This window comes from Thioalkalivibrio sp. ALE11 (assembly GCF_000381205.1).
Lineage (GTDB): Bacteria > Pseudomonadota > Gammaproteobacteria > Ectothiorhodospirales > Ectothiorhodospiraceae > Thioalkalivibrio.
In genome coordinates this window covers 230,498-243,842 of record NZ_KB906167.1, presented here as the reverse complement: position 1 = coordinate 243,842, position 13,345 = coordinate 230,498, and the positions used below count along the sequence as shown (strand labels likewise).

The window sequence follows — 13,345 nt, the reverse complement described above, 5'->3', positions numbered from 1 at the left end:
CCCCGTCCAACCCCGCATCCCGCAAGTGGCCCGCCCGTCCCGACCCGTCGTGGCCACGCCGGTCTCGCCGCGCTATGCCTGGCGGCGCTGGGCCTGCTGCCGATGACCGGCGTTGCCGACGATCCCCTGCGGGTGCAGCCGCACTGGGTGCCACAGGCGCAGTTCGCCGGCTTTTACCTCGCACAGGAGCGGGGCGAATATGCCGCGGCGGGCCTCGACGTGGAGATCCTGCCGCATGGCCCGGACCATCCCGCACCGCGGGCCCTGGCCTCCGGCGAGGCCGACATCGCCCTGCTCTACCTGGTCCAGGCGCTGGAACTGCGCGAGGCCGGGGTGGAGGTCGTCAACGTAGCACAACTGCTGCACGAGTCGTCGCTGGTCATGGTGTCACTGGCCGAACACGGGATCCGCACGCCCGAGGACCTGGACGGTCGGCGCGTCGCCCGCTGGGACAGCTTCCGCGGCCAGCCCGAGGCGCTGTTCCGCAGCCACGACGTCGAGCCGGAGATCGTCGACCAGGGTGCCACCATGACCGCCCTGCGCACCGGCGCGGTGGAGGCGGCCACCGCCACGCTCTACAACGAGATGGTCGAGCTGTACCTGGCCGGGCACGACCCTGACGAACTGGAGACCATCTCGCTGGAGGAACACGGCGTGGGGCTGGCCGAAGACGGAGTGTACGTGCTGGCGTCCACGCTGGAGGAACGCCCCGAGGCGGTGGAGGCCTTCGTGCGTGCCTCGCTGCGCGGATGGCAGCAGGCCTTCGACGATCCCGAGGCCGCAGTGGACGCAGTGATGCAACGCGTGCGCGCACAGGGCGAGCCGTCCAACCGCGCGCACCAGCACCTCATGCTGGAGGCGCTGCGCCCGCTCTACCTGGACGACACCGGGCGCCTGCCCGCCCCGGTGCTGGATCCGGAAGACTACCTGATGGCGCATACCCTGATGCGCGAGACCGGCATCCTGAGCCGGGAGCCGGCGGAGCACGAACGTTTTCATCGCCCGGTGATCGATGCACCCCCCGAGTAAGAGCCTCGCGGTCCGGCTGGCGCTGGTCACGGTCCTGACCGTGGCCGTGATCTTCTTCAGCACCTCCGGGCTGCTATATTACATGGTCCGGGGGATCATGCTCGACCACGCCGAGGACCAGGCGCGCGAGCTGACCCATGCGACCGCCAGCCGCATCGAGTCCTCGCTCAACGAGGTCGCCGGCTCGGCCCGCACCCTCGCCGCCTCCCTGACCACCGGCGCGCACCCGCCGGAGGACCTGCGCCCGCTGCTGGAGTCGGTGACCGGCGGCTCGGACGAGATCCAGGGGACCGCGGTGAGCTGGGAGCCCGGTGCGGCCCTGCCCGGGCGCGAGGCCTTCGGTCCGTTCGTCTACGAGGAAGGCGATTCGCTGGAATACATGGATCTGGGCGCCGACAACGGCGACTATTTCACCCGCGACTGGTACCAGATCCCGGCCCTGACCGGGCACGACTTCTGGGCCGAGCCGTTTGCCTCCGCGGCCGACCCCGACCGTCTGATCACCACCTTCTCCACCCCGTTCGGCCATCCCGGGCCGGACACCGAGGGAGTGAGCAACACCGGGGCCCTCGCCGGCGTGGTCACGCTGGACGTGGAACTGCCGCGCCTCACCGACCGGGTGGACGAGGTGGAGATCCTCGACAGCGGATTTGCCTTCCTGCTGAGCCCGCGCACGCGCTTCATCACCTGGCCCGATCGCGACTGGATCATGCGCGAGAGCCTGTTCAGCCTCGCAGAGACCCTGGAGGCGCCCGAGCTACGGGAACTGGGCCGCGAGCTGCAGCGCAGCGACGAGGGCTTCACCCGGCTGCCCGAGGCCCTGATCGACGAACCCGCGCGGCTCTATCACGTACGTCTGCCGGACCCCGACTGGGTGGTGGGCGTGGTCATCCCCGAACGCGAGCTGTTCGGCGACGTGCTGCGGGTCATGCACTGGGTGCTGATCATCGGCAGCACCGGCTTCCTGGTGCTGCTGGGCGCCATCATCGCGATCTCGCGCGGCATCACCCGGCCACTCAAGGGGCTGGTCTCCAGCGCCGGGGAGATCGCGCGCGGCAACCTCGACCGCCCGCTGCCCCCGATCCGCTCGCAGGACGAGGTGGGCGAACTGGCGCGCTCGTTCGACGAAATGCGCCTGTCGCTGAAGGACTACATCAACGACCTCACCGCCACCACCGCGGCCAAGGAGCGCATCGAGTCCGAGCTCAAGATCGCGCGCAACATCCAGATGAGTTTCCTGCCCCGGCGCCTGGACCTGTCACGCATGCGTGCCGGGGTCGAGCTGCATGCGGACCTGCGTCCGGCCCGCGAGGTGGGCGGCGACCTCTACGACTTCTTCACCCTGGACGACGAGGGGCGACTGTTCTTCGCCGTGGGGGATGTCTCCGACAAGGGCGTGCCGGCCGCACTGTTCATGGCGGTCACGCGGACCCTGGTCAAGGGGATCGCCGAGCAGGAGCCCGACCCCGGCCGGATCCTCGCGCGCGTGAACAACGAGCTGTGCCTGCACAACGAGAACGCGATGTTCGTGACCTACCTGTGCGGGATCCTGGACCTGGACACCGGCGTGGTGACCCTGGCCAACGCCGGCCACAACCCGCCGCTGCACCGCTACGCCGACGGCTCGCGAGAATGGCTGCGGCTGCCGCCGGGGCTGGTGCTGGGTGCCATGGAGGACATGGACTACGCCTCGCAGCAGGTCCGCCTGGCGCCGGGCGAGGAACTGCTGCTGTATACCGACGGCGTCACCGAGGCCACCGATCCGCAACAGGCACTGTTCGGCGAGGACCGCCTGGGCACCCTGTACGACGCGCTCGCCGGTCGCCCGGCACGCGATCAGGTCGACGCCATCATGCAGTCGGTCGAGGATTTCGCCGAGGGCACGCCGCAGGCGGACGACATCACCGTCCTCGCACTGCGCTATCGCGCCCCCGCGGGTGAGGCGGACCCCACCGGGGCCTGACGACCGCGCCCGGGATCAGGCCGCCCGGGTCAGGCCCCGTCGCGCACCTGTGCCACCGCCGCGTCGCGGTCGTCACAGACCTCCAGGATCGACAGGAACCCGCTGATCTCGAAGACCTCGCGGATCGGCTCGTGGATCTCGCACAGCACCAGCTGCCCGCCCTGCTGCCGCACCTTCTTGGCCGCCATCAGCATCACGCGCAGGCCCGCGCTGGAGATGTATTCGACATCGGCAAAGCGGATGACCAGGCGCGGATCCGCTTCCAGATGCGCGAACAGCGCCGCTTCCAGTTCCGGCGAGGTGTTGCTGTCCAGACGGCCGGCGGGACGGATCACGCGCACGCCGTCCACGGTCTCTTCTTTCAGCTCCATGGTCTTCCAGGTCCTTTCGCTGCGGTGTCAGCCGCGCGGACGGCGCTGCAGGCGCAGCCGGTTCACGCCATCGCGGCGGTCGTAGTGGATGTCGTCCATCAGGGTCTTCATGAAATGCAGGCCCAGCCCGCCCACCGCACGTTCCTCGACGTCGCCTTCCAGCGACACCTCGGGGGCGTCTTCCAGCGGATTGAACGGGGTGCCATCGTCGGTGACCTCGACCGTGAGGCCCTCGGGCCCGGCGTGCAGTTCCACGCCGATGCGGTGTTCCTGCCGATCCGGGAACGCATAGGAGATCAGGTTGGTGATCCACTCGTCGAGCACCAGGTTGACCGGATGGACCGACCCGGCATCCACCCCCGCGGCCTCGCAGAAGGCTTCCACCTCCTGCGCCAGCCGGGGGATCTCCGCGAGCTCGTTGCGGATATTCAGCTGCCGCTGCACCGGGCCACCGTGGCCTTCAGAAGGTGTTGGCCACGGAGGCCACGCCCGGCGCCCGCGAGCGGACCAGGCGTTCGACCACATTCTTGAGATCCAGGGTGGAACGCGGGCAGCCGACGCAGGCCCCCTTCAGGCGCACGCGCACGGTGCGCCCGTCCAGCTCGACGAACTCGATGTCGCCGCCATCCTGCATCATGATGCGCCGCGCCTCCTCGATGGCCTCGCGCACCGCGTCCTCGTCGATGGGGCCGTCGGCCGGCACGTCGGCCTGTTCCCGGGCCGCATGGGTCTGGGCCCGGTCCAGGCGCAGCGCCAGCTCCGGATCGAGCTCCTCGATCGCGTCCAGCTCTTCCTCGCTGTAGACGTGATCGGGGTCGTCCTTCAGCAGGTGCGACACGTCCACCATGACCTGTGCGTTGTCGGGACGCGTTTGATCTCCCGCCATGATCCGGCCTCCGCTAGCTCGCAGTGCGGCCAGTATAGCAACGCCGCGCGCGATCACGTCGCGAGGCCTCACCGGCTCCCCGGATTCCGCCGGACCCGGCGCGGGCCAGCGCAGGCGCATGCGCAACCGGCGCAGGTCGTCCGCATCCACCCGCCCCGGGTACAGCCACAGGGTCCCCGGGCGACCCCCACCCGCGGGGCGATAGCGCAGCACCACGCGGGTAGAGAACACCCGGGTGTCCGGCAGGATCTCGATATCGTGGATGCGTTCCTGGCGCAGGCCCTCGGCGGTGGCCAGCCACCAGCGCCCGTACGCGGTGCACCCCAGCCAGTCGAAGTGCGGCTGGCGGCCACGCCGGGACCAGCCGAACGCGGCCGCCACCAGTACGCCCGCCACCGGCCATGTCCACCATACGGTGTAGACCAGGGCGTACAGCAAAACCGCGGTGCTCAGCAGCACCTGACCGGCGAGGATCCGGCGCGCGAGCCGCGGATCAGGGTGCAGGCGCAGCCGCAGCGGCGGCGCGGATGAGCGGGGCAAGCCGGGCTATCCCGGCATCCGCGGTGGTCTGGCGGCCCATGACCACCTCGTAGAGCACGTTGTCGGGATAATCCAGCAGCCGTTCGAAGGCATCGCGACCCTCCTGGTCCAGTTGCGCATATCCCTGCGCGAGAAACTCCCCGAGCAGCCAGTCGTTCTCCAGCATGCCCCGGCGGCAGCGCCAGCGAGTGCGGCTGTCGGGTTCCGTCACAGTGACCTCTTCAGCATGGTGCGGCGGATGTCGCTGATCGCCTTCGCCGGATTGAGGCCCTTGGGACAGACCTGGGTGCAGTTCATGATGGTGTGACAGCGGTACAGCTTCCAGGCGTCATCCAGCCGGTCCAGCCGGTGCTCGGTGGCCTCGTCGCGGGTGTCCTTGATGAAGCGCGCGGCCTGCAGCAGCGCGGCGGGGCCGAGGAACTTGTCCGGGTTCCACCAGTACGACGGGCAGGCCGCCGAACAGCAGCCGCACAGGATGCACTCGTACAGCCCGTCCAGCTCGTCGCGGTCGGCCGGGTCCTGCTTGCGCTCCACCTCGGGCTCCGGGCTGTCGTTCACCAGCCAGGGCTCGGCCGCGCGATACTGGTCCCAGAAATTGGTCATGTCCACGATCAGATCGCGGATCACCGGCATCCCCGGGAACGGACGCAGGGTCACCGGGGTATCCAGCTCCTCCAGCGGCGTCACGCAGGCCAGTCCGTTGGTGCCATTGATGTTCATGCCGTCGGAACCGCAGACCCCGTGCTGGCAGGAACGCCGGAAACCCAGCGAGTCGTCCTGCTCCTTCAGCAGCAGCAGGGCATCCAGCAGCATCATCCCCGGCTCCATCTGCTCGTCGGGCAGGGTGAAACGCTGCATCTTCGGCAGCGTGTCGGTCTCCGGGTTGAAGCGGTAGATCGAGAATTCCATCAGTAGGTGCGCTCCTTCGGCGGGAACGAGGCCACGGTATTCGGCCGGGTCCGCACCGGCTTGTAGTCGAGGCTGTCGTCCTCCAGCGAGTACAGGCTGTGGCGCAGCCAGCGCTGATCGTCGCGTTCCGGGAAGTCGATGCGCGAATGCGCGCCACGGCTCTCCTCGCGTCCCAGCGCGGAGCGGATGGTGGCGATCGCGCAGTCCATCAGGTTCTCCAGCTCCATCGCCTCCACCCGCGCGGTGTTGAACGTGGGCGTGTGGTCATGGATCACCGCGTGGTCCAGGCGCCGGCGCAGCTCTCGTACCTTCTCCACACCCTCGCGCATCACCTCGTCGGTGCGGAACACCGAACAGTGGTCCTCCATCACCTTGCGCAGTTCGCGCTTGAGCCCGTCCACCGACTCGATCTCGCCGGTGCCCGAATCCCGCCGATCCCAGCGGGCGAGCCGCGCCATGGCCGCCTCCACCGCGGATTCGTCCAGCGGACGGTGATAACGGTTCTCCTCGAGGTATTCGAGGATGTGATTGGCCGCCGCGCGGCCGAACACCAGGATGTCCAGCAGCGAGTTACCCCCCAGCCGGTTCGCCCCGTGGACCGAGACACAGGCCGCCTCGCCGGCGGCATACAGCCCCGGCACCGGGTCCTCGGGCGAGTCCTTGACCGGCGCGACCACCTGCCCGTCGCGGTTGGTGGGGATCCCGCCCATGCTGTAGTGACAGGTCGGAAACACCGGGATCGGCGCGTCGATCGGATCCACGTTGAGAAAGGTCTGGCTGGCCTCGCGGATCCCCGGCAGGCGCTGCATGATGGTGTCCGCGCCCAGATGGCGCAGGTCGAGGAACACGTGATCAGCGTTGCGCCCGCAGCCGCGGCCTTCGCGCACCTCGGTGGCGATCGCGCGCGAGACCACGTCGCGCGAGGCCAGGTCCTTCGCGTTCGGCGCATAGCGCTCCATGAAGCGCTCGCCGTCCGAATTGACCAGGTAGCCGCCCTCGCCGCGCGCACCCTCGGTGATCAGCATCCCGCGCCCGGCGATCCCGGTGGGGTGGAACTGTACGAACTCCATGTCCTCCAGCGGGATCCCCGCGCGCAGGGCCATCGCCATGCCGTCGCCGGTGTTGATCAGCGCGTTAGTGGTGGTGCGGAACAGCTGCCCCGCCCCGCCGGTGGCGATCAGCGTGGTCTTGGCCTCGATCACGATCGGCTCGCCACTGAGGATCTCGAACGCCAGCACCCCCAGCACGTGCCCCTCGGCATCGCGCAGCAGGTCCACCGCGAAATATTCGTCGAAGAAATGCGTGCGCGCGCGCAGGTTCTGCTGGTACAGCGAGTGCAGGATCGCGTGGCCGGTGCGGTCGGCGGCGGCACAGGTGCGCGCGGCCTGGTCCTGGCCGAAGTTCTGGCTCTGCCCGCCGAACGCACGCTGGTAGATGTTGCCGTTGTCCAGGCGCGAGAACGGCACGCCGAAGTGGTCCAGCTCGTAGACCACCCTGGAAGCGGCGCGGCACATGTATTCGATCGCGTCCTGGTCGCCCAGGTAGTCGGAACCCTTCACCGTGTCGAACATGTGCCAGTGCCAGGAATCGGGCAGCACGTTGGCCAGCGCGGCGTTCACCCCGCCCTGCGCCGCCACGGTATGCGAGCGCGTGGGGAACACCTTGGACACCACGGCCACCTTGGCCTCGGCGTTGGACAGCTGCAGGGCTGCCCGCAGGCCGGCCCCGCCGGCCCCGATGATGAGGGCGTCGAACTTGCGCCGGGTCACGTTCATGAAAGCCATGCCTTGAACAGGATTGCGAAGGCCCACAGGCCGAGGATCAGCAGGCCGGTGGCCGACAGGATCAGCACCGTCAGACGGGTGCCGAAGGGATGGACGTAGTCCATGATCACGTCGCGCAGGCCGATCCATGCGTGCAGCAGCAGGGCTACCACGCCCACCGCCGTCAGCAGGCCCACCAGCGGATGCCCGACAAAGGCGAGCCAGCGGGCATGATCGGCCGGCGCGAAGAAGATGAAATAGCCCAGCATCAGCACGGTGAACACGCCCAGATACACCGCAGTGATCCGCTGCAGCAGCCAGGCGCGCTGTCCGCTCAGGAGTCTCACAGCCACAGCCCTCCCCAGACGATCAGGGTGGCGACGATCCCCGCAATCAGGGCCTGGCGCGCGGTGCGCAGCGACCCCTCGCGGTCCTCGCCGATCCCGAATTCCATCGCCAGATAGCGGATGCCCGCGAACAGGTGATGCAGCAGCCACCACAGGACACCCAGCAGCACCAGCAGGCCCAGCGGGTGACCGACCCAGCCGGCCACGCGGGCAAAACCCTGGGGGCCGGACAGCGAGAGCTGCAGCAGCCACAACAGCACGGGGATCGCGAGAATCAGCAGCACGCCGGTCACGCGGTGCAGAATCGAGACCACGGCATTCAGCGGAAACCGGATCCTGCGCAGATCGAGGAAAACGGGACGAACCGGTGACCGGGGCATGCGACCTCTCGCTCGTGATGGGCGACATAAGGGATCCTGACACCCGACACGGCGTTCGTCTACTATCGGGCCGCCAGGGAAATGCCGCCCCCGCGGCTACAGGAGATGCGTGATGCGCGAAGACTGGAAGAAACACCTTGTCGATTCCGGTGCCGAATTCGAGGGCGACGAGCTCGTCCACTACGGCAACCCGGAGCGTGAACGGCAGATGGCCGTCAACGGCGATGTCATCTGCGACCTTTCCCATCGCGGGCTGCTGGAGATTCGCGGTGCCGATGCCACCGAATTCCTCCAGGGCCAGTTCGGCAACGATATCCGGCAGGTGGACGAGCGCCACGCCCAGCTGTCCAGCTACGCCAGCCCCAAGGGCCGCACCTATGCGGTGTTCCGTGTCCTGCGCACTCAGGACGGCTATCTGCTGGAGATGCCGGCGGATCGCGTGGAGCCGGTCGCCAAACGGCTGCAGATGTTCGTCCTGCGCTCCGACGTGATCATCGAGCAGGCCGGCGACAGCCGCATCCGCTTCGGCCTGTCCGGTCCGGATGCCGAGAAGGAGCTGCAGGATGCCCTGGGCGCCTGCCCCGCGGAGATCCACGAGGTCGTGGAAAAGGACGGGGTGACGGCGGTGCGCGTGCACGGAGTGCACCCGCGTTTCGAACTGTTCGGCGGCTTCGACGCGATGCGTCGCCTGTGGGACGCCCTCAACGTGCGCGGCGCCCCGGTGGGCCCGCACGAATGGCAGCTGCTGGACATCCTCGCCGGGATCCCGAGCGTGTTCGAGGCCACCACCGAGATGTTCGTGCCGCAGATGCTGAACCTGCATGCCCTGGGCGCGATCAGCTTCGACAAGGGCTGCTATCCGGGGCAGGAGGTGGTCGCGCGCATGCACTACCTCGGCAAGCTCAAGCGGCGCATGTTCCGCCTGGCGATCCAGGATGGCGAACCCCCGACACCGGGCATGCCGGTATTCCGCGCCGATGGCAACCCGGATCAGGCCGATGGCGAACTGGTGGCCGCCGAACTGCACCCCGACGGCCAGTACTCCGCACTGGCGGTGCTCAAGGTGGACGCGGCCGAGGCCGAACTGCGCTGCGGCGCCCCGGACGGCGCGCCGGTGACGCTGTGCGACCTCCCCTACGACGTTCCCGAAGGGGCCTGACGCATGCGCTTTCTGTTCTTCTTCTTTGTCCTCATCCTGCTGGCGCTGTGGGCGGCGTTCTTCAGCCGCCCCAACAATCCGACCCTGTCCAACTGGCTGTACGCCCTGGCCGGGGTGCTGGCGATCCTGTTCCTGATCGGCTACCTCCGCCTCGACGGGGTGATATAGCCCCTCGGGACACCCGTACCCCATGCCCTCTTGTTTTTTGTTGGGGTCATGGATGGGTACACACACAAAAAGGCCCCGCCGGTTACGACCGACGGGGCCTTTTTGCGAGGTGTTTGGTGGAGCGGAGGAGGATCGAACTCCCGACCTTCGCGTTGCGAACGCGACGCTCTCCCAGCTGAGCTACCGCCCCTCGAGATGCTGCGCATTCTAGCAGGGACCCGAGCCCACGGGAACCCCGGCGACCATCCGGGTGCTCCCGGGACCGGGTCGCATTTCGGCAACGCGTGCCGCAATCCGTGCGCCGTTTCGCGTGCGGCAGGACAGGCAGCCGCCTAGAATGAGATCCCTGATCGAGTCATTTGCCACAGCTCATGAACGCGCATCTTCCCTTGATGACTGGCCCCATACCCCTTCGCCGGAGCCCGGAATGAGCCTCTCCGTGCGTATCCTGGGCGCCAGCGGCGGCATCGGGCCGGGCCGCCGCACCACTTCCATCCTGATCGACCGGGACATCCTGATCGACGCCGGCAGCGGCGTGGGCGATCTCGAGCTCGAGGAACTGCAGGCGATTCGCCACGTCTTCCTGACGCACTCGCACCTCGACCACGTGGCATTCCTGCCACTGCTGATCGACACGGTATTCCGGGTGGATGCCCCGCCGGTCACGGTGCACGCCCTGCCGGAGACCCTGGAAGCCCTGCAGCGCCACATCTTCAACTGGGTGATCTGGCCCGATTTCACCGCCCTGCCGTCGCCCGAGCAACCGGCGCTGCGCTTTCGCCCGCTGGATGCCGGCGAGCAGATGGACATCGACGGACGCTCCGTCACGGCCCTTCCCGCGATGCACACCGTCCCGGCGGTAGGGTATTCGGTGAGCCGGCCGGATGCCGGGGCCTTTGCGTTCAGCGGCGACACCACTTCGACCCGCGGTCTGTGGCAGACCCTGAATGCCCTGCCCCGCCTCGATCTGCTGATGATCGAAACCGGGCTGCCGGACGAGATGGATCATCTCGCCGGTGCCACCCGCCACTACACCCCGCTGCAGCTGGCGCGCGATCTCGACCATCTGCGGCATCGCCCGCGTATCGCGGTGACCCACCTCAAGCCGGGCTACGAACAGACCATCCGTGAACAGCTGGCCGCGCGCAACAATGGCGACATGATCGTTCTCGACGGCGACGAGCACTTCGAGCTGGCCGGCTGACCCTGGCCACCGAGCGCCGCTGCGTCCGGATTGGTCGCAAACCGGAGCTGTGGCATCCTTGGCGGATGCGACCCCTGATCCGACTCTTTTTCCGCGGCGTGCGCCTGGTTCTCACGCCCTTCATGCTCGTGGGCGAGAAGGTGACCCGCCCGCGCGGAATCCAGCGTGACCCCGAAGAACAGGCACGGGTGGACGAACAGACCCGCGCCCTCGCGCTCTACCACTTCCCCGCCTGTCCGTTCTGCATCAAGGCGCGCCGTGCCATGCAGCGCCTGTCACTGGACATCGAACTGCGCAATGCCCAGCCGGCCGGCGAACACCGCGAGACCCTGCAGACGGAAGGCGGCAAGCTGCAGGTCCCCTGCCTGCGGATCGAGGAAGGAGACGGCAGCGTGCGCTGGCTGTACGAGTCGGGCGCGATCATCGACTACCTCGAGTCGCGCTTTGATCCGGACCGGGCCGGAGCCGACCGCAATACCGAGGGCTCCTGAACCCGCAAATGACAGGGGGCGGCACGTGGCCGCCCCCTCGGGACCGGATCAGACCCGGAAGTGCCCCACCCGCTGCTGCTGTTCGGAAGCCAGCTTCGACAGCTCTTCCGAGGCATTCGCGATCTCGCGCGAGCCGCTGGCCGTCTCGTCCAGCACCTGGGTGATGTTGGAGATGTTGCGGTTGATCTCCTCGGCCACCGAGGACTGTTCCTCGGCCGCGCTGGCGATCTGTGTATTCATCTCCGAGATGGTGGTCACCGACTGCGTGATCGACTCCAGCGACTCGCCCGCCTCGTTTACCTTTTCGCGGCTGGAATGCGCCCGGTTCTTGCCTTCTTCCATCGCCTGAACCGCCTCGCGCGTGCCGTTCTGGACGCGTTCGATCATGCCCTGGATCTCGTGGGTCGAATCCTGGGTCCGGCTCGCCAGGGTCCGCACCTCGTCGGCCACCACCGCGAAGCCGCGCCCCTGCTCACCGGCCCGGGCCGCCTCGATGGCCGCGTTCAGCGCCAGCAGATTGGTCTGATCGGCGATGTCCCCGATCACCTCCAGCACCTTGTTGATCTGCTCGGCGTCGGTCGACAGCCGCTCGATCACTTCGGCGGTGTTGTCCACCTGCGAGGTCAGATGGTTGATCGACTGCACCGTCTGCTGCACCAACTCGCGCCCGGCGTTGGCATCCTGGTCGGTGGTCTGCGCCGCGGTGGCCGCATCCGAGGCGTTGCGCGCAACCTCGGCCACCGTCGCGGTCATCTCGTTCATCGCGGTGGCCACCTGGTCGACCTCGTCCTTCTGCCGCGTGACCTGACCGTTGGTCTGTTCGCTGGTCGCGGACAGCTCATTGGCCGCAGCCGCCACCTGATCGCCACCGGCGGCGACTTCCTTGACCAGGTCCTGGATCTTGCCCACGAAGCGGTTGAACGCCGCCGCCAGATCTCCCAGCTCGTTGTTGCCGTCGGCCTCGAGCCGGCGCGTCAGGTCTCCGTCGCCGGACGCGATGTCATCCAGACGCGTGACGGTCTGGCGCAGCGGCCGCACGATGCTGCGCGACAGCAGCCAGGCCAGCAGCAGGCCGAGACCGATGGCGACCACGCCCACCGCCACCACGGTGGTGGTGGCATTGCGGGCCATCGCCACGTATTCGCTGCGATCGACCATCAGCTCCAGCACGCCCACCGGCTCACCGGAGAAATCCTCCACAGGACGTCCGACCACGGCCATCGGGCGGCCGTCGTGGCGAACGTTGCGGATCATCTCCTCGCCATCGAGGATGCGCCGCATCTCCTCCCGACTGAAGGTCGAATCGCCATTGATGGTTCCGGCAAAGACCTCGAAACCGGCATCACGATCGAGGTGTACCGCCACGGGTGATCCGGTTTCTTCGGTGAAGGACTCGAAGAAGGCGTCATCGAAGGCCATGCCGAATTCCAGCGAGCCGATGTGCTCGTTCTGGTAGGACACCGGCACCATCCCGCGGATCCCGATGCCGAACGGGCCTTCTTCCAGCCCGGTGATCGGCTGCCGATTGCGGTTCACCTCCAGGATCGTCTGGCGCACGTCCGACAGGTCGTCGCCGTAGTTGTCGGGACTGTGGGTACGCAGGAAGGAGGTCGCCGGCGGCGTATGGAAGTGATACTGGCGCACGTCGTGCTCGTCGCGCAGCTGGCCATATCCCGGCTCGGTCAGTTCCAGCAGGCGCTCACGATCCCCCTCGGCGAACGCCTGCTGAATCACCGGGATCTCGGCGATGGCCCGCGCCATCGACTCGCCCCGTTCGGCTTCCTGTTCCAGCTGGCGGATCAGCAGCCCGCTCAGGTCGTTCAGCTCCCGTTGCTCCGCGCGATCGGCCATCGTGCCGAGGCTGTTCATCACGACGACCAGCGTGAGCACCACGACCGCCACCACAACGATGGTGACGCCGCCCATCAAGCGCGTTCCGATACGGATATTCCTGAGCATGGCTTTCCCTCTTTTGGTGTTCCGGCATTCTGATCAATGCGCATTCCGCCGGGCCCTGCCCGGCCGGATGGCCAAATCAGCATACCCTCACATACTAACGGCGGCCGTCCGGAAACCTTGATCCGAATCGGCCGCCGTCACGAAAACCCATCCTCCGGCACGGGGCACAACACCCC

15 protein-coding genes and 1 tRNA gene are annotated in these 13,345 nt (G+C 67.9%); 6 read left to right on the top strand and 10 right to left on the bottom strand.

What is annotated here, in order from left to right:
* Positions 1 to 78 precede the first annotated feature (78 nt).
* A complete protein-coding gene (locus tag F620_RS0106725; RefSeq protein WP_026331340.1) occupies positions 79 to 1,029 on the top strand; it encodes an ABC transporter substrate-binding protein in 951 nt (316 codons plus the stop codon).
* Complete coding sequence (locus tag F620_RS0106720) at positions 1,013 to 2,992, top strand: SpoIIE family protein phosphatase (protein WP_019569945.1); 1,980 nt, start codon at positions 1,013 to 1,015, stop codon at positions 2,990 to 2,992. Before F620_RS0106725 ends, F620_RS0106720 begins: the two co-directional genes overlap by 17 nt.
* 29 nt (positions 2,993 to 3,021) lie before the next feature.
* Here the strand turns inward: F620_RS0106720 and F620_RS0106715 are convergent, their stop codons facing one another.
* The 8 genes from F620_RS0106715 to sdhC are packed head-to-tail and all read right to left on the bottom strand — an operon-like array spanning position 3,022 to position 8,188.
* Positions 3,022 to 3,363 carry an STAS domain-containing protein gene (locus F620_RS0106715; RefSeq protein ID WP_019569944.1) on the bottom strand — a complete coding sequence of 114 codons (342 nt, stop codon included), beginning with the start codon at positions 3,361 to 3,363 and terminating at the stop codon, positions 3,022 to 3,024.
* 27 nt (positions 3,364 to 3,390) lie between these two features.
* Entirely contained in the window at positions 3,391 to 3,807 is a 417-nt protein-coding gene (locus tag F620_RS0106710) for an ATP-binding protein (protein WP_019569943.1), read from the bottom strand.
* A gap of 16 nt (positions 3,808 to 3,823) precedes the next feature.
* The gene (locus F620_RS0106705) at positions 3,824 to 4,789 is read right to left on the bottom strand and encodes a NifU family protein (RefSeq protein ID WP_019569942.1); all 966 of its coding nucleotides are present in this window, start codon (positions 4,787 to 4,789) and stop codon (positions 3,824 to 3,826) included.
* On the bottom strand, positions 4,743 to 4,955 hold the full coding sequence (locus tag F620_RS0106700) for a succinate dehydrogenase assembly factor 2 (protein WP_019569941.1): 213 nt from the start codon (positions 4,953 to 4,955) through the stop codon (positions 4,743 to 4,745). Before F620_RS0106700 ends, F620_RS0106705 begins: the two co-directional genes overlap by 47 nt.
* Before the next feature lie 41 nt (positions 4,956 to 4,996).
* The gene (locus F620_RS0106695) at positions 4,997 to 5,698 is read right to left on the bottom strand and encodes a succinate dehydrogenase iron-sulfur subunit (RefSeq protein WP_018870427.1); all 702 of its coding nucleotides are present in this window, start codon (positions 5,696 to 5,698) and stop codon (positions 4,997 to 4,999) included.
* A complete protein-coding gene (sdhA, locus tag F620_RS0106690; protein ID WP_019569940.1) occupies positions 5,698 to 7,473 on the bottom strand; it encodes a succinate dehydrogenase flavoprotein subunit in 1,776 nt (591 codons plus the stop codon). The genes F620_RS0106695 and sdhA overlap by 1 nt, the downstream gene beginning before the upstream one ends.
* Positions 7,470 to 7,808, bottom strand: a complete 339-nt coding sequence (sdhD, locus tag F620_RS0106685; RefSeq protein WP_018870429.1) for a succinate dehydrogenase, hydrophobic membrane anchor protein — start codon at positions 7,806 to 7,808, stop codon at positions 7,470 to 7,472. Before sdhD ends, sdhA begins: the two co-directional genes overlap by 4 nt.
* The gene (sdhC, locus tag F620_RS0106680) at positions 7,805 to 8,188 is read right to left on the bottom strand and encodes a succinate dehydrogenase, cytochrome b556 subunit (protein WP_018870430.1); all 384 of its coding nucleotides are present in this window, start codon (positions 8,186 to 8,188) and stop codon (positions 7,805 to 7,807) included. The genes sdhD and sdhC overlap by 4 nt, the downstream gene beginning before the upstream one ends.
* A 112-nt stretch (positions 8,189 to 8,300) precedes the next feature.
* On the opposite strand from sdhC, the gene F620_RS0106675 reads away from it, so the two are divergent.
* Together F620_RS0106675 and F620_RS15360 are read left to right on the top strand one after the other, a co-directional pair.
* Complete coding sequence (locus F620_RS0106675; protein ID WP_018870431.1) at positions 8,301 to 9,347, top strand: folate-binding protein YgfZ; 1,047 nt, start codon at positions 8,301 to 8,303, stop codon at positions 9,345 to 9,347.
* A gap of 3 nt (positions 9,348 to 9,350) precedes the next feature.
* On the top strand, positions 9,351 to 9,515 hold the full coding sequence (locus F620_RS15360; protein ID WP_018870432.1) for a hypothetical protein: 165 nt from the start codon (positions 9,351 to 9,353) through the stop codon (positions 9,513 to 9,515).
* A 114-nt stretch (positions 9,516 to 9,629) separates the two neighbouring features.
* On the opposite strand, the gene F620_RS0106665 is transcribed toward F620_RS15360, so the two are convergent.
* Positions 9,630 to 9,705 (bottom strand) — tRNA-Ala (locus tag F620_RS0106665).
* A 237-nt stretch (positions 9,706 to 9,942) separates the two neighbouring features.
* Between F620_RS0106665 and F620_RS0106660 the strand changes: the two genes are divergently transcribed.
* The gene (locus F620_RS0106660; protein WP_018870433.1) at positions 9,943 to 10,719 is read left to right on the top strand and encodes an MBL fold metallo-hydrolase; all 777 of its coding nucleotides are present in this window, start codon (positions 9,943 to 9,945) and stop codon (positions 10,717 to 10,719) included.
* Between the two features lie 65 nt (positions 10,720 to 10,784).
* Positions 10,785 to 11,210 (top strand): glutathione S-transferase N-terminal domain-containing protein, encoded by a 426-nt coding sequence (locus F620_RS0106655; RefSeq protein ID WP_018870434.1) that lies wholly within the window; start codon positions 10,785 to 10,787, stop codon positions 11,208 to 11,210.
* Positions 11,211 to 11,258: 48 nt separating this feature from the next.
* Here F620_RS0106655 and F620_RS0106650 read toward each other — a convergent pair whose 3' ends face one another.
* Positions 11,259 to 13,169: a methyl-accepting chemotaxis protein gene (locus tag F620_RS0106650; RefSeq protein ID WP_026331339.1), complete on the bottom strand. Its 1,911-nt coding sequence runs from the start codon at positions 13,167 to 13,169 to the stop codon at positions 11,259 to 11,261.
* Positions 13,170 to 13,345 lie beyond the last annotated feature (176 nt).

Coding starts and splice junctions, on each gene's coding strand:
- F620_RS0106700 (WP_019569941.1), bottom strand. CDS start 4,955: ATGCTGGAGAACGACTGGCTGCTCGGGGAGTTTCTCGCGCAGGGATAT.
- F620_RS0106650 (WP_026331339.1), bottom strand. CDS start 13,169: ATGCTCAGGAATATCCGTATCGGAACGCGCTTGATGGGCGGCGTCACC.
- F620_RS0106720 (WP_019569945.1), top strand. CDS start 1,013: ATGCACCCCCCGAGTAAGAGCCTCGCGGTCCGGCTGGCGCTGGTCACG.
- F620_RS0106695 (WP_018870427.1), bottom strand. CDS start 5,698: ATGGAATTCTCGATCTACCGCTTCAACCCGGAGACCGACACGCTGCCG.
- sdhA (WP_019569940.1), bottom strand. CDS start 7,473: ATGAACGTGACCCGGCGCAAGTTCGACGCCCTCATCATCGGGGCCGGC.
- F620_RS15360 (WP_018870432.1), top strand. CDS start 9,351: ATGCGCTTTCTGTTCTTCTTCTTTGTCCTCATCCTGCTGGCGCTGTGG.
- F620_RS0106660 (WP_018870433.1), top strand. CDS start 9,943: ATGAGCCTCTCCGTGCGTATCCTGGGCGCCAGCGGCGGCATCGGGCCG.
- F620_RS0106675 (WP_018870431.1), top strand. CDS start 8,301: ATGCGCGAAGACTGGAAGAAACACCTTGTCGATTCCGGTGCCGAATTC.
- sdhC (WP_018870430.1), bottom strand. CDS start 8,188: ATGCCCCGGTCACCGGTTCGTCCCGTTTTCCTCGATCTGCGCAGGATC.
- F620_RS0106655 (WP_018870434.1), top strand. CDS start 10,785: ATGCGACCCCTGATCCGACTCTTTTTCCGCGGCGTGCGCCTGGTTCTC.
- F620_RS0106715 (WP_019569944.1), bottom strand. CDS start 3,363: ATGGAGCTGAAAGAAGAGACCGTGGACGGCGTGCGCGTGATCCGTCCC.